Raw genomic sequence first — 17,891 nt, 5'->3', positions numbered from 1 at the left:
ACAGGGATGGGATCGCCTATGTTCCCGTACGGAACAAAGTCTCTCAGGTCCAGTATTCCAGCGGGTACGAACCGGGTTAAGACTCCGTGTCGAGTCGGGTCAGGACTCCGTGTCGAGACTGAGCCGGGCCGCCACCGGGAGATGGTCGCTGTCGGTGCGCGGCAGGGTCCAGGAGCTCTCCGGCTCGACACCCTTGACCATGATCTGGTCGATCCGGGCCATCGGGAACGAGGCGGGCCAGCTGAACCCGAAGCCGCTGCCCGCCGCGCCCTGCGTGGAGCGCAGCTGGGAGGTGACGGCGTTCAGCGAGCGGTCGTTCATGGTGCCGTTGAGGTCGCCGAGCAGCACGACCCGCTTGAGCGGCTCGTCCGCGATGGCCTCGCCGAGGGCGTCGGCGCTCTTGTCGCGCTGCCGGGCGGTGAAGCCCGCCTTCAGCTTCACCCGCACCGAGGGCATGTGGGCGACGTACACCGCGACGAGCCCGTCGGGCGTGGCCACGGTGGCGCGCATCGCGCGCGTCCAGCCGAGCTTGATGTCCACCGGGTGGACCTGGCTCATCGGGTACTTGCTCCACAGCCCGACGGTGCCCGCCACCGCGTGGTACGGGTACTGGCCCGACAGCGCCCGGTCGTACGTGGCGACGGCGGGCGCGGGCAGCTCCTCCAGGGCGAGCAGGTCGGCCCCGGAGGCGGCGACCTGCTCGGCGGTGGCGGCGGGTGCCGGGTTGTCGGCGTTGACGTTGTGGGTGGCCACCACCAGGTCGCCGCCGGTGCCGGACTTGTCGGTGAGCAGCCCGCCGAAGAGGTTCAGCCACACGATGGCCGGGAGCAGCACCGCGATCAGCGCGGTCGCGGACTTGCGCAGCAGGCCGACGAGCAGCAGCACCGGGACCGCGAGGCCCAGCCAGGGCAGGAAGGTCTCGGTGAGGCTGCCGAGGTTGCCCACCCGGTTGGGGATGCGCGAGTGCAGCAGCATCACGAGGGCCAGCGACAGCGCCACGACGGCCGTGACGACACCCCGGCGCCAGATGCGCGGATCGTCGCGCCAGCCGCCGAGCAGACGGTGCGCCAGGCGACGAAACCGGGATGTCGGCCGCTCGGGTCCCGAGCCGTCGTTGTCCGTCTCCGTCATGTACGCCTGCTGCGCCATACCGTCTGCCTCACTGCCTGCCGTGCGCTCCGTCGTCCCCCCGTGTATGCATCTACGACCCTAGGGGGTTGGCTCCCTCCCCCGCCTGAAGGCGGGGGAGTCCAGCGGTCGCCCGCCGGGTTTCCTGCTTCATCGACGGCTGCCCCGTCCGGGATGACTCCCGTTGAGGTCTTACACCGTCTCCACAGGCAGACGCCGCCAGCCCGGCGGCCAGGATGTTGCGTGCCGCGTTCACGTCGCGGTCATGCACCGCGCCGCAGTCACACGTCCACTCACGGACGTTCAGCGGCATTTTCGCGCGGACCGTGCCGCACGCCCCGCACAGTCTGGAGCTGGGGAAGAAGCGGTCGATCACCACGAGTTCCCGCCCGTACCAGGTGCACTTGTACTCCAGCATGGAGCGCAGTTCCGTCCACGACGCGTCACTGATGGCGCGCGCCAACTTGCCGTTCTTCAGCAGGTTGCGGACGGTGAGGTCCTCGATCACGACCGTTTGGTTCTCACGGACGAGCCGAGTGGTGAGCTTGTGCAGGAAGTCCCGGCGGCGGTCGGCGATCCGCGCGTGGACCTCGGCGACGCGTCGCCGGGCCTTCTCCCGGTTCGCCGAGCCCTTCGCCTTGCGGCACAGCTCCCGCTGCGCGCGGGCGAGCCTCTTGCGGTCGCGGCGCTCGTGCCGAGGGTTGGTGATCTTCTCCCCGGTGGACAGTGTCACCAGGGATGTGATGCCCGCATCGATGCCGACCGCCGCGTCCGTGGCGGGTGCCGGTGCGACGGTGTCCTCGCAGAGCAGGGACACGAACCAGCGCCCGGCCGCATCGCGGGACACGGTCACCGTCGTCGGCTCCACCCCCTCCGGGAGCGGACGGGACCAGCGGATGTCCAGCGGGGAGGCCATCTTCGCCAGGGTGAGGTGACCATCGCGCCACTTGAAGGCACTGCGGGTGTACTCGGCAGACGCACGCGACTTCTTCCGCGACTTGTAGCGTGGGTACTGCGCACGCTTGGCGAAGAAGTTGCCGAACGCCGTCTGAAGGTGGCGCAGCGCCTGCTGAAGCGGAACGGAGGACACCTCCGCCAGGAAGGCCAGCTCTTCGGTCTTCTTCCACCCCGTCAGCGCGGCCGACGACTGCACATAGGAGACACGCCGCTGCTCGCCGTACCAGGCGCGGGTGCGCTCCTCCAGCGCCTTGTTGTACACGAGGCGGACGCAGCCGAACGTGCGCGACAGCTCAGCCGCCTGCCCGTCCGTGGGGTAGAAGCGGTACTTGAAAGCCCGCCTGACCTGTTGCGTCACGCCTCACAACCTATCAGATTCGGTGTAAAAGACCGGTGTCGACCCGTGGGCGAGGGACACCGAATCGCCGGCGATCCATCCTCCCCATGACGGCCGTTCGGAAGACGAGGACGAACGGATGGGCCGGGTAGTTCCGTTACCGGCGGGACCGAGGGGTTCTGTGACGAAACGCGTACATCAGCGCTGCTCGGGCGGCGTACTGACGGGGTGTAGGCCCGCGAGGACCGTGTCGACGATCTCCTCGGCCAGGCCCTCGGGCAGATCGGCGTCGGGGCGCAGGACGGTACGGGCCAGCATGGGGCCGACGAACATGTCGTTGGCCAGTTCCACGTCGATGTCCGGCCGCAGCTCGCCCTCGCGCTGCCCCCGGCGCAGCACCTCCATCGTGAGGGCCCGCCGGGGCGCTATCACCCCGGCCTGGTAGGCGGCCCAGATGCGCGGGCTGCACTTCGCCTGGACGAACACGTTGTGCATGATGGCCGAGGAGCGGCTGACCAGGCCCCGGCGGCGCAGGGTCTCCAGGAGGACGACGAGGTCGTCGCGCATGGAGGTGCCGGGCAGCTCGGGGTCGGCGGGTTCGGCGGCGCGCATGACGTCGACGAACAGCTCCTCCTTGCCGCTCCAGCGGCGGTAGATGGTGGCCTTGCCGACTCCGGCGGTGCGCGCGACGCGCTCGATGGAGAGCTCCGCGAGGGGCACGCCCTCCTCCAGGAGCTTCATCGCGCCCTCCAGGATGGCGCGTTCCACGGCCTCGCTGCGGGGCCGGCCCCGGGCGGGGCCGGCCTGCGGGGGCCGGCTGTCGGCAAGGCTCACGTCGTCTCGTCCTCTCGCTGTGCTGCGGCAATTCTCCCGCAGCCGCCTCCTCCCCCGTTCTCGCTTCCGTCCCTACCCCGGTGCGTGGCGCGGTGATCGGTCCGCCGCGCGGTGCGGTGCGGTGATCAGTCCGCCGCGGCGACCAGTTCCTTCTCGGTGTCCTTCTGCTCTCCGGCGGGCGGCTTGCCTGGCAGGAAGAGCGCGGTGACCACGGCGCCGAGGAGCGCGACGCCCGTACCGCACAGGGCGGTGATGTGCATGGCGTGCAGGAAGGCGTCGTGGGCCGGGGTGACCAGGACCTGGCCGCGCGGGCCCAGCTTCTCGGCGATGCCGAGGGTGGCCTCGATGGACTCGCCCGCCGCTGAGCGCAGGCCGGGCGGGAGCAGGCCGAGCTTGCCCTCGATGCCGTTGCGGTAGGCGGCGGAGAGCACCGAGCCGAGCACGGCGATGCCGAGGGCGCCGCCGACCTGACGGAAGGTGTTGCTGAGCGCGGAGGCGGAGCCCGCCTTCTCGCGGGGCAGCGCCTGCATGATGACGACCGAGGTCGGCGTCATGATGTGGGCCATGCCGGTGCCCATGAGGAAGAAGACGACCTCCAGGAGCCAGATCGGCGTGTCGGCCTCGAAGGTCGCGAACGCGGCCAGCGTGGCGGCGATCAGCACCAGGCCCGCCGTGGTGGTGGCCTTGTTGCCGAACCGGTCGACCAGGAGCCGGGCGCGCGGCGCGAAGATCATCTGCGCGGCGGCCAGCGGGAGCATCAGCACACCGGACTCCAGCGGCGAGTAGCCGCGCACGCTCTGGGTGTAGAAGACACCGAAGAACGTGACGCCCATGAGGGCGAAGAAGACCAGCGCGATGGCGCTCATGGCGGCCGAGAAGACCTTGTTGCGGAAGTAGGTGACGTCCAGCGAGGGGTGGTCGCTGCGCTTCTCGAAGATCACGAACGCGGCGAGGACCACCAGGCCGGCGATGATCGTGGCCAGCACCTTGGGATCGGTGAAGTCGGCCAGCTCGCCGCCCTTGATGATGCCGTAGACGAGCAGCACCAGGCCGACCACGGACAGGACCACGCCGACGGGGTCGAGGCGGCCCGGCTTCGGGTCGCGGGAGTCGGGGACCAGCCAGAGCATCAGGCCGAGGGCGAGGATCACGATCGGCACGTTGATGAGGAAGACCGAGCCCCACCAGAAGTGGTCGAGCAGCGCGCCGCCGGTGATCGGGCCGATGGCGATGCCGAGGCCGACACCGCCCGCCCAGATGCCGATGGCCTTGGGCTGCTCCTCGCGCTCGAAGACGTTCATCAGCACGGCGAGGGTCGCGGGCATGACGAAGGCGGCGCCGAGGGCCATCACCGCGCGGAAGGCGATCAGCTGGCCCGGGGAGCCCGCCTCGGCGGCCAGCGCCGAGCCGATGCCGAACACGGTGATGCCGCCGAGCAGCACCTTCTTGCGGCCGAGGCGGTCACCGATGAGACCGGCGGTGAACAGCAGCCCGGCGAAGACGAGCGTGTACGAGTTGATCGCCCACTCGATCTCGCTCTGGGTGGCGCCGAGGCCGGTCGGCGCCGGGGTGGCGATGGTCTTGATGGCGACGTTCAGGATCGAGTTGTCGAGCACCACGATGAGCAGGCTCAGCATCAGCACGCCGAGGATCGCCCAGCGGCGCCTGTGCACCGCCTCCGGTATCCGGGGTGCGGGGACGGAAGTTGTCATGCGTTCGAGCCTAGGGGCATTTCAATACGGAACCGTCTCGTATCTGAATTACTTTACCCAGGCCTTACACACGGAGGCTTGTACGGGGACCTCCCTCTGGCCAGGTGCGGCACGAGGTGCCACCATGGAGGCGATCCGGGGACGCCGAAAGGGCGCCTCGAGATGACTTGTAAGGAGCCGTTGCCATGACGCAGCTCTCGGCTGCCCAGACGAAGCCCTCCGACGGCAAGACGCTGTACGGAGGAAAGGGCACCCGTCGCATCACCGTCCGCGACATCGCACTCGCCAAGGAGCGGGGCGAGAAGTGGCCCATGCTCACCGCCTACGACGCGATGACCGCGTCCGTCTTCGACGAGGCCGGCATCCCCGTGATGCTGGTCGGCGACTCGGCGGGCAACTGCCATCTCGGCTACGAGACGACCGTGCCCGTCACCCTCGACGAGATGACCATGCTCTCCGCCGCCGTCGTACGCGGCACCAGCCGCGCGCTCATCGTCGGCGACCTCCCCTTCGGCTCCTACCAGGAGGGCCCGGTGCAGGCGCTGCGCTCGGCGACCCGGCTGGTCAAGGACGCCGGGGTCGGCGCGGTCAAGCTGGAGGGCGGCGAGCGCTCGCACGAGCAGATCAAGCTGCTCGTCGAAGCGGGCATCCCGGTGATGGCCCACATCGGCCTGACCCCCCAGTCCGTCAACGCCATGGGCTACCGCGTCCAGGGCCGCGGCGAGGAGGCCGCCCAGCAGCTCCTCCGCGACGCCAAGTCGGTCCAGGACGCGGGCGCGTTCGCCGTCGTCCTGGAGCTGGTCCCGGCGGAACTCGCCGCCGAGGTGACCCGCGTCCTCCACATCCCGACGGTCGGCATCGGCGCGGGCCCCGACACCGACGCCCAGGTCCTCGTCTGGACCGACATGCTCGGCCTGACCTCGGGCCGCGTCCCCAAGTTCGTCAAGAAGTACGCGGCGCTCCGCGAGGTCATGACCGACGCGGCCAAGTCCTTCGCCGAGGAGGTCGTCGGCGGCACGTTCCCGCTCGACGAACACTCGGTCCACTAGCCACTGCGGCAACACCCCGGGCAGCCCGCCGATCTTCCCCCGTCGGCGGGCTGTCCCCTTTTTGCGCCTAAGCCGGCGCCGCTCTCGCGGAGGGGGTGCTCGCCGTCGTGGTTGCTCAATTGGTGGTTGCGGTGGGCTTCGGGGATGCCTGTGGTGACCGGATGTTCCGAGAGAGGTCATCGGACCATCGGCGAGGGCCCGCCAGGCCTTCGTCTCAACTCCCCCACCCCTGGCTCGCGTTAGCGTAGTTCCGTACGTGCTGTTCGTGCGAGCCGAGTGACATTCGCGGGACAATCCTGGCTGTCGCACGTACTCTGCGGTGATGGGATTGGAGCGTCTGGCCGCTTTCCTGACCGTGGTGACCGTACTGATCGCCGTGCCGGGTCCGAGTGTTCTGTTCGTGGTGAGCCGGGGGGCGTCACTGGGCCGACGGGCCGCCGTGTCGACGGCGGTCGGCAACGAGGCCGGGCTGCTGGTGCAGGTCGTGCTGGTGGCGTTCGGCCTCGGGGAGGTGCTCGCCCGCTCGTACGTGGCGTTCTCGGCCCTGAAGTTCTCCGGCGCCCTCTATCTCGTCTACCTCGGCGTCCAGTCCTGGCGGCACCGCCACCAGCTGATCGTGGCCGACGAACAGGACGGAGCGAAGACCGAGCCGCCTGCCGGGATGTTCCGAGAGGGGTTCATCGTCGGGGTGAGCAACCCCAAGGGCCTGCTGATCTTCGGTGCAGTCCTGCCGCAGTTCATCGACCCGTCGGCCGGAAACGCCCACCTGCAACTGTTGCTGCTGGGCCTGATCTGCGTACTGATCGCGCTGATCTCCGACGCCACCTGGGGCATCCTCGCCGGCACCGCCCGCGGTTGGCTGGCCCGCTCCCCTCGCCGGCTGTCGTGGATCGGCGGGACCTCGGGCGTCGTGATGGTCGGCCTGGGAATCCGGCTGGCGTTCAGCGGGCGGGACTGAACGACGGCGGGACTTCGACGCCAGGAAGCCCCACGATGCCGGTGACCGTGAGGCTTTCCCAGAACCGAGTCCCGCTGGGTTCAGGTCGCTTCCTCACGTGCGGACTGCCCAGGGTCAGGGATCACCACGAAAAAGGTGGTCACCACACCCCGGAATCGCATGTGCCCGGTCTCATCGGCATGACCCCTGCACCACCCTTGTACGGCGACTTGGTCCTCGGTTTCCCGCGATCGCATTCCGCACGTCATGCACCATGCGTGGGCGGCACCCTGCCGCGCGTCCGGGTCGAGGCGCAGCGTGTATTCCGCGAGCCCCTTGACGCCTTTGGTCATGTGGCGGCCTCTGCGGGCTTGATGAGCAGCACGGCCCACACGGTCTTGCCTACGACCTGATCGGTGACTTCCCACGCTTCGGAAAGGACGTCTACGATCTCCAGTCCCCGACCGGAGGTCGCCAAGGGATTCCTCTTGGACCGCTTACGGGGCCGTCCGTCGCCGGTGTCGCGCACTTCCACGCGAACCCTCCCGGAGTCGAGCTCGATGGTCACCGCGACTTGCCGTCCGGGAGAGGTCTTGCCATGAAGGACAGCGTTGGTTACCAACTCCGAGACGATCAGGACCAGATCGTCCGACAGGCTGTCAGCGCCGATGTCGTCGGCGAAGGAACGGGCGGACTCACGTGCCCTACTGACACTGGCGCGAATTTTCGGATACCGAGCATTTAATCGATTGATGTTCCTCGTGCGCTCTCTGACCAAGGGTGCGCTCTCACGCGTCGGCGCAAGATCCCTGCCCTCCGCCCTGGGAGGGGCGGCGGTAACGTGATCCATGTCGGCTCCTGCCGGTCGGTCAATCTCCGGAACCGCTCCACGCGGTCGCCAGAGCGCTTGCCGTGTTTGCTGTTCACTCAACCGATCCGCCCTACTTGCAGGGGAGTTGACCAGCGTTGACTATGCTCGGGGTCAACAGTCAACGGGAGCAGCTCTCATGGTCGATTTCGCCGACGCGGCGCGTAAGGCACTCAGGGAGCAAGGCAAGAGCCTCAGGGGTGCGGCCAAGGAGTTGCACTACGACGTTGCCTACTTGAGCCGCGTCCTCAATGGGAAACAAGCACCGTCTTCCGAGTTGACTCAAGCACTGAACGAATTTCTTGGACTGTCACTCGAAGTCGATTCCACTTCGCGCCACGACGACGAAATGGACGCGTGGGAACTCGCGCGACGCGTCCAGGCAAGCGATGTGGGCCCGGCGACGCTGAGTCGACTGGAGCAGTCGTTCGACGAATTGGCGATGGCCTATCCCAAAGCAGACCCCGAAGACCTGCTACGGAAGGTACGTAAGCATTCCGCCTACGCAGTAAGGCTCTTGGAAGCGAAGAAAACGCTGTCCGAGCATCGCCGCCTGCTGGTCGTCGGCGGTTGGCTGTCTCTCCTGGGCGCCACCGTTCACATCGATCTGATGGAGGACGACGCCGCCACCGCGCGTCTTCGCACAGCCGCAACGCTGGCGAGAGAAGCCAACCACCCGGAAATCGAAGCCTGGTGTCAGGAAACCGAGGCATGGCGCGTTCTCACGGATGGCGACTACGTGCGCGCGGTGGAGATTTCCCATACGGCGCAGGACATCGCCCCGGTCGGCACCTCCGCCATGATTCAGGCGACCGCGCAGGAAGGCAGGGCTCACGCGCGGCTGGGAAACGCGTCGGAGACCTATCGGGCCATCGAGCGGGTCCAGAAGATGTCGGCGTCCATCGGAAGCCCTGACACACCGGAGCATCACTACCGGTACGACCCCACCAAGGCGCTGTCCTACACGGCGACGACTCTTGCCTGGCTGGGAGATTCGGCGGCGGAGCCGTACGCCCGAGAGGTGATCAGGCGACTGAGCCCGAGCGACGATACGTCCAAGTGGCCGCGTCGCGTGGCCTCCGCGAACCTGGATCTGGCTCTGGCCCTCCTGAAGGAGGACCGACTGGACGAGGCTTGCGATACCGCGCAGAAGGCCATCCTCTCGGGACAGGTGGCACCGTCCAACCACTGGCGCGCGCTGGAAGTCGTCAGAGCGGTCGAGGCCCGGGAGCTACCGGAGAGCGCTGATCTGCGAGAGGCGTACCAGATACTCAAGGCCATCGAGCCGTAGCGCTCGACCGGCTCACAGGCGGGTCCTCGTCCGAACCGACACGGCGAAATCCTTCGCCGGGCAGGTCGACTTCCCCCATCGACGGGACTGTCCCCCTGTTCTTCAGGGGGCGTCGTCCGAAGCCGTCGCGGGCTTGGTGTGGAGGACCTCGCGGGCCTGTTCGGCGGCGCGGGTCATGCTCTCGCTGATGAAGTCGAGGAAGCGGGCGATGTTCTCCAGGCGGGCGGCGGCGGGGGTGTCGCGGCCGAGGACCGCGGCTCCTTCGCGTGCGGTCCTGACGAGCAGGTCGTGGGAGCGGGCGGCCGCGATGGTCGACTGGTAGAAGAGTTCGTTGTCGACGGTGTAGCGGTCGCGGCGGCGTTCGTCGCGTTCCCGGCGGACCAGGCTCTGGCTCTCCAGGAAGGTGATCGCCTTGGAGATGGACGCCGGGCTGACCTGGAGGTGCCGGGCGAGTTCGGACGCGGAGAGGCTGCCCGCGTCGGAGGTGTACAGGCAGGTCAGCACCCGGGCCGTCATCCTGGGCAGGCCCGAGGCCATCAGGACGGTCGTGAACGTCTCCTCGTACTCGGCCACGGCCGCGGCGTCGCGCCCGTGCGGCTGGGGGGCCGCCCGATGTCCTCCGGGGGAGGCGGGCCTGCGCCGGTGGGCGCGGCGTTCGGTGGCCCGGTGGGCCAGGTCGGCACGGTAGGCGGTGGGGCCGCCGTTGCGCATCACCTCGCGCGTGACCGTCGAGGTCGGACGGTCGATACGGCGGGCGATCTCGGCGTAGGGAAGGCTCTCGGCCAGCCCCAGCGCGATCTGCTGACGTTCCTGCTGGGTGAGTCTGCCTCCCGGCATCGCGATCCCCTCACTCGTTCCCGGCCCCGGGACGGTCCCCGGTCGGCCCCATGTCCCCCACCGTAGCGTTCACTTCTCGCTCATTGCAATGGAGCGAGCGGCCGTCGTTGCATTGAATTCAGAGCCGTTGCAACACTTTCATGGCTTCCACCTGCACATACGTAAGTAGCGTGCAACAAGGCCGTTGTCGTCTTATGGAAAGCAACGTAGCGTTTCCGATGTCAGAAAGAGCGAGCGACACGGGAGAGCATGATGCAGAAGTTCGACACCACCGCCCCGATCTCCGCCGTCCTGGACATCCCCGCCGGACGCGTCCAGTTCATCGCCGCCGACCGCGCCGACACCACCGTCGACGTCCGGCCCGCCAACCCCTCCAAGAGCCGGGACGTCAAGGCCGCCGAGCAGACCGTCGTCGCCTTCGCCGACGGCGTCCTGCGGGTCACCGCCCCGGCCGCCGACAAGCAGCTCTTCGGCCCCTCCGGCTCCCTGGAGGTCACCGTCCAGCTGCCCGCGGGCTCCGGCGTCGAGGTCAAGGCCGCCGCCACCGGGCTGCGCGGCGTCGGACGCCTCGGCGACGTCGTCTTCGACGGCGCCTACCAGCAGATCAAGATCGACGAGGCCGCGAGCGTCCGCCTCACCGTCACCGACGGCGACGTCGAGGTCGGCCGGCTGAGCGGTTCCGCGGAGATCAGCACCGCACGGGGTGACATCCGTATCGCCGAGGCCGAGCGCGGCACCCTCGTTCTGCGCACCCAGTCCGGCGACATCTCGGTCGGCGCCGCCCCCGGCGTCTCCGCCGCCCTGGACGCCGGTACCGGCTACGGCCGCGTCAGCAACACCCTCAAGAACGACGGCACCGTCGAACTCGACATCCGCGCCACCACCTCCCACGGCGACATCACCGCGCAGAGCCTCTGAAACGACGCCCGCGACATCTGAGAAGCAGCACCCGGACGACAGCGGCCGCGCCCACCGCGATCGGGATCCCCCCGGTCCGCACCGAGGGCGCGGCCGCCCGTCCCGGGGGAGCCCGCGTATGTGAGTGGCCCTCATGCACCCCCCTCGCTAGCCTCACCGGCCATGAAACAGCGGCAGCGCAAGAAGCTCTCCCGGCGGCTCTTCCAGGCAGTCCTGGCAGGTGATGTCAGGGGCGTGAAGGCGGTGTTGGGCAACGGGGCGAGCCCGGGGTGGGGGGACACCGACGGCACCACTCCGCTGTATCTGGCGTCGGTGCAGGGCGAGGCCGAAGTGGTGCGGCTGCTCCTGACGGGCGGGGCCTGCCCGGACCAGGAGAGCGGCGGAGCCGGGGCGGAGGGGACTCCGTTGTGTGCGGCCGCCTGTTGGGGACACACGGAGGCGGTCCGGGAGTTGTTGGCGCATGGTGCCGATCCCGCGCTGCGCGAGGACCGGGGTACGGGCTGGTCTCCGCTGGAGTGGGCGGAGCGCGGCGCGCACTCCGAGACCGCCGAAGTCCTCAGGGCGGCAAACCCGGCCCCGTAGCCGACAGGCACGCTCGCCCGTGCAGCTATTCGGACAACTCTCGCCGCCCCCGAAACCGTCCGCCCCCGCCCGTCCGTCTGCCCCAACGGTAGGTCTGGGGACGGACGTGCCACGGGGAGCGTGGGGACATGCTGCGTATCGGCTTCGGCACGGACGACCTCAGTCGGCTGCGGGTGGCGGCGGGCAGTGACTTCATGTGGGAGGTGGTCCTCAGCCTCCATCTGCTCCAGAACCGGCACGCGGCCCTGGTCTTCGACCCCTGGCGCAGACAGGTGCGCGAGGGTCTCGCGCGGGCGGGGCTGATCCGGACGACCCGGGCGCTGATCGAGGTGAACCCGTGCGCCTCCTACTTCCCGGACTTCCTCACCCCCGGCCTCGGCGACCCCGACCCGGACACCGGACTGGACGCGGTGCTCTCCACACCCCGCGGACGCCTACGGTCCGAACTCGCCCGGCTCTACCCCGACCGCCCGATGCCGTCGGGCGCCCGGCGGCTCGCGGAGGGCGGGAGCGAGGCACTGCGCCGACTGGGGCGGGCGGTGCGCGCCTATCACGCGGTGGCCGTCGCGCCGTACCGGACGGTCATCGACCGGGCCGTCGGCACGGACCTGGCCAGACGCGCCGAGTCGGCGCTCGCGGCGGGGGCGGAAGGGTTGCTGGGCAGTTACCAGCCGGACCTGCTGTCCCGGCGGGACGGCCGCCTCGAATGCGGCTACCCCTTCGACCGGGGGCTGGAGCTGAACGGCCGCCCGCTGACCCTGATCCCGTCGTTCTTCTGCGTCCGGCAGCCCGTCGCCCTCACCGCCCGCGAGCTCTCCCCCGTACTGGTGTATCCGCTTCCGCTCGCGCCGGGCTGCCTCACGGTGGCCGGGTCCGGCGGCGCACCCGGCCTGCAGCGGCTGCTGGGCCCTACCCGGGCCCGCGTGCTGGAGCTGCTCGGCCGCCCGATGTCCACCAGCGGTATCGCCGCCGCCCTCCACCTGTCACCGGCCAACGCCAGCCGCCACGCCACCGTGTTGCGGGAGGCGGGCCTGGTCGGCTCGTTCCGGGACGGGCACCGGATGCTGCACCGGCGCACCGGGCTGGGGGAGGCATTGCTGAACGGGAACTGGGGGGTGTGAAGGGCACCGCGGCAGCGCCCGCCTCGGGCCGGAGTACGGCCGTACGGCGGGCGCTGTGGGGTGCGTGACGCGTGGTGTGTGACGCGGTGTGCTGGTCAGCAGTTCTTGATCTTCCAGATCGGGTCCCAGCTCCATCCCCCGGGGGCCACGCCGTACGCCGTCGAGCTGAGGACGACTCCGCCGCTCTGGTTGTAGAACCGTGCGACCGTACCGGTGGTCTGGTTGTTGTAGAAGCCACCGCCGCCGCCCCAGTAGGACAGCGAGTAGGTGTGACAGGCCCACAGGTCGAACACCTTGTACCGGCCGGCGTTCGGGTCCCACACGCGGGCGCACAGCCGTCCGGACGGGCAGTCGTAGGTGTCGCCGTCGACGTACCGGATGCGTTCGGCGGCCGGTGAGATCACCGGCGAGTTCGCCGGCACACCCGCGTTCACGTGCTCGTCCGCCCGCTGCGCGACGGAACCGGTCCGCTGGGCGGCCGAGTCGGCCGCCTGCGCCGGTGCCGCGCCGAGCAGCATGACGAGCACCAGGCCCGCCCCCGCGACGAGTCCGGCGAGCTTTCTGGGTATCGGCTGGGTCCGGGGTAAGTGCATGGACTGTCCTCCGTGTCCTGGTTGCGCTCCGCGAAGCGAACGGCCGTCCGCCCGCGCCCCATCGTGGGGCGATCGGTACCGGGCGGACGAAACATTCGACGCATACGCAATCAAGGCGGCGGACACGAGGGCGTCGGCGGGCTGTCGGGCGTCTGTCGGTGGATTGTCAGTGGGGCGTGCGACCTTATGGCCATGACGCGAATCGACGACAACTCCGACGGCCGCCGGACGGCGGTCTCCGTGCGGGGGCTGGTCAAGCATTACGGCGAGACGAAGGCCCTGGACGGGGTCGACCTGGACGTGCGTGAGGGCACGGTGATGGGGGTCCTCGGGCCGAACGGCGCGGGCAAGACCACCCTTGTGCGGATTCTGTCCACCCTGATCACCCCGGACGCCGGGGAGGCGATCGTCGCCGGGTACGACGTCGTACGGCAGCCCCGCCAGCTGCGCCGGGTGATCGGCCTGACCGGGCAGTACGCCTCGGTGGACGAGAAGCTCCCCGGCTGGGAGAACCTGTACATGATCGGCCGGCTGCTCGACCTGTCCCGCAAGGACGCCCGCGCCCGCGCCGACGAGCTGCTGGAGCGGTTCTCGCTGACGGAGGCCGCCAAGCGCCCCGCGTCGACGTACTCCGGCGGTATGCGGCGGCGGCTGGACCTGGCCGCCTCGATGATCGGCCGCCCGCAGGTGCTCTTCCTGGACGAGCCGACCACCGGCCTCGACCCCCGCACCCGCAACGAGGTGTGGGACGAGGTGAAGGCGATGGTCGGCGAGGGCGTGACCGTGCTGCTCACCACCCAGTACATGGAGGAGGCCGAGCAGTTGGCCTCCGAGCTGACCGTGGTGGACCGGGGCAAGGTGGTCGCCGCGGGTCAGATCGAGGAGCTGAAGGCCCGCGTCGGCGGCCGTACCCTGCGCATCCGCCCGGTGGACCCGCTCCAGCTGGAGCCGCTCGCCGCGATGCTGGACGAGCTGGGCATCACCGGGCTCGCGACCACCACCGTGGACCGCGAGAACAACACGCTGCTGGTGCCGATCCTGAGCGACGAGCAGCTGACCGCCGTCGTCGGCGCGGTGACCGCGCGCGGCATCACCATCTCCTCCATCGTCACCGAACTCCCCAGCCTGGACGAGGTGTTCCTCTCGCTCACCGGCCACCGCGCCGGTGCCCCGCAGGACGCCACGCCCGCCGACTCCGACGCCCGCGAAGAGGTCGCCGTATGAGTACTGCCAACGCCACCGCCCCGGCCGCCGTCACGGCCGACTCCCGGATCACCCTGCGCGGGCATCTGCGGCACACCGGCGCCCTCGTCCGGCGCAACCTGCTCTGGATCAAGCAGGACCCGGAGTCGATGTTCGACGCGCTGCTGATGCCGATCATCTTCACGCTGCTGTTCGTGTTCGTCTTCGGCGGCTCGATCGGCAAGGCGCTGGGCGGCGGTCAGGACCAGTACGTCCAGTACGTCATCCCCGGCATGCTCGCGATGATGAGCATGACGATGTCGCAGGGCGTCGGCACCGGCTTCAGCCAGGACTTCAACAGCGGTGTCATGGACCGTTTCCGGTCCCTGCCGATCGGGCGCGGCTCGGTGCTGTTCGCGAAGATCGCGGTGGAGCTGGCGCGGATGCTGTTCGCGACGGTCGTGCTGATGATCGTGGCGGTGCTGGTCGGCTTCCACATCACCAGCTGGTCCGGGCTGCTCGCCACGGTGGGCCTGTCCACGCTGTTCGCGTCCTCGATCATGTGGGTGTTCCTCACCCTCGGCGTCGTGATGAAGAGCGCGCAGTCGGTGCAGGCGATGGGCTTCCTGGTGCTGTTCCCGCTCCAGTTCGGCTCGTCCATCTTCGCGCCGACCCAGTCGATGCCTGGCTGGCTCCAGGCGTTCACCGACTACAACCCGCTGTCCACGCTCGCGGACGCCGCGCGCGGCCTCATGGTGGGCGGTCCGGTGACGCACGACCTGTGGGTGACGGTGGGCTGGTCGGTCGCGATCACCGCCGTGATGGCGCCCGTCGCGATCCACAAGTTCCGCACCAAGAGCTGACCTTGACGCGCTCACACCAGGGCGGTGGCCTCCGCGAGGGAGAGGCCACCGCCCTCGGCGTGCGCGACGCGGAACGCGGCGTCGCCGAGGGCTTCACGGATACGGGCCTCGGCGCGGTCGTAGGCCTGCTGCTCGACATGGGAGCGCAGATGCCCGTTCGGCATCAGGGCCACCGAGGCGCCCAGGCAGCGGGCGCCGTCCACGGCACGGGCGGGGTCGCCGGTGGCCGCGAGGGCCTGGGCGGCGGCGGTGAGACAGAGGGACGGCATCTGCGGGACGACGACGTCGCACAGCGGGTCACCGGCCAGCCCGAGCGCACGGCGGACCGATTCCAGCGCGCGCTCCACATGCCCCTCCTCGGCGTCCAGCCACGCCTCCTGGGTGAGGATCATGGCGTCGAAGACGACGAACCGGGAGAGGACGAACTCCTCCCGCAGCAACTGGAGTTGTGCGCGGGACTCGGCGGTCCTGCCGTCCACGAGCAGCCAGGCGGCCAGAAACAGCCGGGCCACCGGCATCGCCTCGCTGTGTCTGCCGTCCAGCTCGTGGACGACCTCGCGCAGCAGGCGTTCGCCGCGCTCCTTCTCCCCCGCCTCCATCAGCATGTTGCCGAGGCGGGCGCCGAGGACGGCCAGCTGGGCGCGGGCGCCGAGGTGTTCGGCGTGTTCCATCGCGCCCTCGTAGTCGGCGGCGGCCTCGCGGCTCATGCCCTTGCGTTCATGGGCCTCCCCGCGCGCGGACAGCGCCTCGGCGATGCCCCAGGCGTCCCCGAGGCGCCGGTAGATCTCCAGTGCCTCGTCGGCGTCGCGGGCGGCGTCGCCCGCCCAGCTGGCGCGGTTGGCGAGCAGGTTGGCGCGGGTCTGGAGGGCGCCCGCCAGTTCCCATTCGTAGCCGGGGGTCTCCCGGCAGGTGCGCACGGTGGCGTCGGTGATCTCGGGCAGCCGCCCGGCGCCGTTGACGAGCATCTCCGCGAACCACCAGAGCATGCCGGGCGAGCGGCAGGTCTGGGGCATGCCGGGGTGGTAGACCTCGGTGACGACGCGCAGCTTGGCCCGCGCCTCGGGGTTCTGCCAGGCCTCCAGGTCGGTGTCCATGCAGGCGAGGTGGGCGAGGTGCAGCCCGCGCCGGGCCTCGGCGAGGAGTTCGCCGGTGAGCGGGGGCGGGGTGTCGGTGCAGCGCTCCCACACCGGCTCCGCGGGCCGGACCGGTTCCGCGAAGGGGTCCGGGCCGAGCGCCATGACGTCCTCGCACCAGGCCCGGGTCTCCAGCCGCTGGTCCCGCATCTGCCAGTACCAGAGCAGGGACAGCACCAGGATCAGCCCCTCCTGCTCGTCGCCCACGGAGACGGCGTGCCGGAAGGCCGTACGCAGGTTCTCGTACTCCAGCTGGAACAGTCCGATGGCCTCGCGCTGGCGGGGGCCGCGCAGCAACGGGTCGGTGGTGCGGGCGAATTCGCGGTAGTACGTCAGATGCGCGCGCTCGGCGGCGAGGCGCTCGCCCGTCTCGTCCAGCCGCTCCCCCGCGTACTCGGCGACGGTCTCCAGGAGCCGGTAGCGCATCCCGCCGTCGGCCGAGGGGGTGGCCACCACCAGGGACTTGTCGACCAGGGAGCCGAGCGCGTCGAGGGCGGCGGGGCCGCAGACGGCCTCGGCGGCGGCGAGGTCGCAGCCGCCCGCGAAGACGGACAGGCGGCCCAGGACCTCGCGTTCGTCCTCGTCCAGGAGTTCCCAGGACCAGTCGACCACGGCGCGCAGGGTCTGCTGGCGGGGCAGCACCGTGCGGCTGCCGGAGGTGAGCAGCCGGAAGCGGTCGTCGAGCCGGTCCGCGATCTGACGGGGGGTCAGCATGCGCAGCCGGGCGGCCGCCAGCTCGATCGCGAGGGGCAGTCCGTCCAGGCGGCGGCAGATCTCGGCGCACGCCTCGGGGTCGGCCTGGATCTCGAAGCCGGGCCGGGCGGCGGCGCCCCGGTGGCCGAGCAGCCGCAGCGCGACCGGCTCCGGCAGCGGCTCCACCGGACGCACCAACTCCCCCGGCACGCCCAGGGGTTCACGGCTGGTGGCGAGCACGGTCAGCCCGGGGCAGGCGGCGAGGAGGCGTTCGGCGAGCCGGGCGGCGGCGTCCACCACGTGTTCGCAGTTGTCGAGGATCAGCAGCATCCGGCGCCGGGCGCAGTGCTCCACCAGGCGCTCGACGGGGTCGCCGTAGCGTTCGGAGACGGCGCGGGCGCCCTCGACGCCCGCGCCGTGCAGCACGGTCTCGCGGGCGCCGATGGCGGTGAGCACGGCCTGCGGGACGGCCTCGGGCTCGTCCACGGGCGCGAGTTCGGCCAGCCACACCCCGTCGCGGACGGTGTCCCGGACCGCCTCGGCGGCCTCCTGGGAGAGCCGGGTCTTGCCCGCGCCGCCGGGGCCGAGCAGGGTGACCAGGCGGGAGGCGGCGAGGTCGGCGCCGATGGCCTCGATGTCGCTCTCGCGGCCGACGAAGGAGGTGAGCCGCGCGGGCAGGTTGCCCGGCGCGGGGCGCGGTGCGGCGGCCGGGGCGGGACGCGGGGGCGGCGGGGTGTCCTCGGTGAGCAACTCGGTGTGCAGCGCGCGCAGTTCGGGCCCGGGGTCGGAGCCGAGCCGGTCGGCGAGGAGCTGTCGTACGTCCTCGTAGGCGGCCAGTGCCTGGGCGGGGCGGCCC

General features: G+C 70.3%; 16 protein-coding genes. 8 read left to right on the top strand and 8 right to left on the bottom strand.

Annotated features, from left to right (window positions below):
* Positions 1–99: 99 nt before the first annotated feature.
* From GTW40_RS05520 to GTW40_RS05505, 4 genes are all read right to left on the bottom strand, one after another.
* On the bottom strand, positions 100–1,149 hold the full coding sequence (locus tag GTW40_RS05520; protein WP_161179015.1) for an endonuclease/exonuclease/phosphatase family protein: 1,050 nt from the start codon (positions 1,147–1,149) through the stop codon (positions 100–102).
* Positions 1,150–1,201: 52 nt separating this feature from the next.
* Positions 1,202–2,443 carry an RNA-guided endonuclease TnpB family protein gene (locus GTW40_RS05515; protein ID WP_161179014.1) on the bottom strand — a complete coding sequence of 414 codons (1,242 nt, stop codon included), beginning with the start codon at positions 2,441–2,443 and terminating at the stop codon, positions 1,202–1,204.
* 177 nt (positions 2,444–2,620) lie between these two features.
* Positions 2,621–3,256, bottom strand: coding sequence for a TetR/AcrR family transcriptional regulator (locus GTW40_RS05510; protein WP_343245619.1), 636 nt, complete (start codon positions 3,254–3,256; stop codon positions 2,621–2,623).
* A gap of 125 nt (positions 3,257–3,381) precedes the next feature.
* On the bottom strand, positions 3,382–4,968 hold the full coding sequence (locus GTW40_RS05505) for an MFS transporter (protein WP_202485430.1): 1,587 nt from the start codon (positions 4,966–4,968) through the stop codon (positions 3,382–3,384).
* A 185-nt stretch (positions 4,969–5,153) separates the two neighbouring features.
* On the opposite strand from GTW40_RS05505, the gene panB reads away from it, so the two are divergent.
* Complete coding sequence (gene panB, locus GTW40_RS05500) at positions 5,154–6,017, top strand: 3-methyl-2-oxobutanoate hydroxymethyltransferase (protein WP_161179013.1); 864 nt, start codon at positions 5,154–5,156, stop codon at positions 6,015–6,017.
* Positions 6,018–6,339: 322 nt separating this feature from the next.
* Positions 6,340–6,975 (top strand): LysE family translocator, encoded by a 636-nt coding sequence (locus tag GTW40_RS05495; protein ID WP_202485429.1) that lies wholly within the window; start codon positions 6,340–6,342, stop codon positions 6,973–6,975.
* Positions 6,976–7,303: 328 nt separating this feature from the next.
* Here the strand turns inward: GTW40_RS05495 and GTW40_RS05490 are convergent, their stop codons facing one another.
* Positions 7,304–7,804 carry an ATP-binding protein gene (locus tag GTW40_RS05490; protein ID WP_161179012.1) on the bottom strand — a complete coding sequence of 167 codons (501 nt, stop codon included), beginning with the start codon at positions 7,802–7,804 and terminating at the stop codon, positions 7,304–7,306.
* A gap of 157 nt (positions 7,805–7,961) precedes the next feature.
* Here GTW40_RS05490 and GTW40_RS05485 point away from each other — a divergent pair, with 157 nt between their 5' ends.
* Entirely contained in the window at positions 7,962–9,113 is a 1,152-nt protein-coding gene (locus GTW40_RS05485; protein WP_161179011.1) for a helix-turn-helix transcriptional regulator, read from the top strand.
* Positions 9,114–9,215: 102 nt separating this feature from the next.
* On the opposite strand, the gene GTW40_RS05480 is transcribed toward GTW40_RS05485, so the two are convergent.
* Positions 9,216–9,950 carry a helix-turn-helix domain-containing protein gene (locus GTW40_RS05480; RefSeq protein ID WP_161179010.1) on the bottom strand — a complete coding sequence of 245 codons (735 nt, stop codon included), beginning with the start codon at positions 9,948–9,950 and terminating at the stop codon, positions 9,216–9,218.
* A 252-nt stretch (positions 9,951–10,202) separates the two neighbouring features.
* On the opposite strand from GTW40_RS05480, the gene GTW40_RS05475 reads away from it, so the two are divergent.
* The 3 genes from GTW40_RS05475 to GTW40_RS05465 all read left to right on the top strand — a co-directional run bounded on the left by GTW40_RS05475 (position 10,203) and on the right by GTW40_RS05465 (position 12,571).
* Positions 10,203–10,868 carry a DUF4097 family beta strand repeat-containing protein gene (locus tag GTW40_RS05475; protein ID WP_161179029.1) on the top strand — a complete coding sequence of 222 codons (666 nt, stop codon included), beginning with the start codon at positions 10,203–10,205 and terminating at the stop codon, positions 10,866–10,868.
* 162 nt (positions 10,869–11,030) lie between these two features.
* Entirely contained in the window at positions 11,031–11,450 is a 420-nt protein-coding gene (locus GTW40_RS05470; RefSeq protein ID WP_161179009.1) for an ankyrin repeat domain-containing protein, read from the top strand.
* A 128-nt stretch (positions 11,451–11,578) separates the two neighbouring features.
* Complete coding sequence (locus GTW40_RS05465) at positions 11,579–12,571, top strand: helix-turn-helix domain-containing protein (RefSeq protein WP_161179008.1); 993 nt, start codon at positions 11,579–11,581, stop codon at positions 12,569–12,571.
* Between the two features lie 95 nt (positions 12,572–12,666).
* Here GTW40_RS05465 and GTW40_RS05460 read toward each other — a convergent pair whose 3' ends face one another.
* Entirely contained in the window at positions 12,667–13,164 is a 498-nt protein-coding gene (locus GTW40_RS05460) for a hypothetical protein (RefSeq protein ID WP_161179007.1), read from the bottom strand.
* Between the two features lie 192 nt (positions 13,165–13,356).
* Here GTW40_RS05460 and GTW40_RS05455 point away from each other — a divergent pair, with 192 nt between their 5' ends.
* A complete protein-coding gene (locus tag GTW40_RS05455) occupies positions 13,357–14,388 on the top strand; it encodes an ATP-binding cassette domain-containing protein (RefSeq protein ID WP_161179006.1) in 1,032 nt (343 codons plus the stop codon).
* Entirely contained in the window at positions 14,385–15,209 is an 825-nt protein-coding gene (locus tag GTW40_RS05450; protein WP_161179005.1) for an ABC transporter permease, read from the top strand. The genes GTW40_RS05455 and GTW40_RS05450 overlap by 4 nt, the downstream gene beginning before the upstream one ends.
* Positions 15,210–15,220: 11 nt before the next feature.
* On the opposite strand, the gene GTW40_RS05445 is transcribed toward GTW40_RS05450, so the two are convergent.
* The coding region (locus tag GTW40_RS05445) for a BTAD domain-containing putative transcriptional regulator (protein WP_161179004.1) at positions 15,221–17,891 on the bottom strand (2,671 nt) is incomplete at its 5' end.

This window comes from Streptomyces sp. SID4985, assembly GCF_009863025.1.
Classification (GTDB): domain Bacteria; phylum Actinomycetota; class Actinomycetes; order Streptomycetales; family Streptomycetaceae; genus Streptomyces.
The sequence above is the reverse complement of the archived record's forward strand: the minus strand, read 5'-3'. Positions and strand labels throughout refer to the sequence as shown.

Coding starts and splice junctions, on each gene's coding strand:
- GTW40_RS05520 (WP_161179015.1), bottom strand. CDS start 1,149: ATGGCGCAGCAGGCGTACATGACGGAGACGGACAACGACGGCTCGGGA.
- GTW40_RS05505 (WP_202485430.1), bottom strand. CDS start 4,968: ATGACAACTTCCGTCCCCGCACCCCGGATACCGGAGGCGGTGCACAGG.
- panB (WP_161179013.1), top strand. CDS start 5,154: ATGACGCAGCTCTCGGCTGCCCAGACGAAGCCCTCCGACGGCAAGACG.
- GTW40_RS05495 (WP_202485429.1), top strand. CDS start 6,340: ATGGGATTGGAGCGTCTGGCCGCTTTCCTGACCGTGGTGACCGTACTG.
- GTW40_RS05490 (WP_161179012.1), bottom strand. CDS start 7,804: ATGGATCACGTTACCGCCGCCCCTCCCAGGGCGGAGGGCAGGGATCTT.
- GTW40_RS05485 (WP_161179011.1), top strand. CDS start 7,962: ATGGTCGATTTCGCCGACGCGGCGCGTAAGGCACTCAGGGAGCAAGGC.
- GTW40_RS05480 (WP_161179010.1), bottom strand. CDS start 9,950: ATGCCGGGAGGCAGACTCACCCAGCAGGAACGTCAGCAGATCGCGCTG.
- GTW40_RS05475 (WP_161179029.1), top strand. CDS start 10,203: ATGCAGAAGTTCGACACCACCGCCCCGATCTCCGCCGTCCTGGACATC.
- GTW40_RS05470 (WP_161179009.1), top strand. CDS start 11,031: ATGAAACAGCGGCAGCGCAAGAAGCTCTCCCGGCGGCTCTTCCAGGCA.
- GTW40_RS05465 (WP_161179008.1), top strand. CDS start 11,579: ATGCTGCGTATCGGCTTCGGCACGGACGACCTCAGTCGGCTGCGGGTG.
- GTW40_RS05460 (WP_161179007.1), bottom strand. CDS start 13,164: ATGCACTTACCCCGGACCCAGCCGATACCCAGAAAGCTCGCCGGACTC.
- GTW40_RS05455 (WP_161179006.1), top strand. CDS start 13,357: ATGACGCGAATCGACGACAACTCCGACGGCCGCCGGACGGCGGTCTCC.
- GTW40_RS05450 (WP_161179005.1), top strand. CDS start 14,385: ATGAGTACTGCCAACGCCACCGCCCCGGCCGCCGTCACGGCCGACTCC.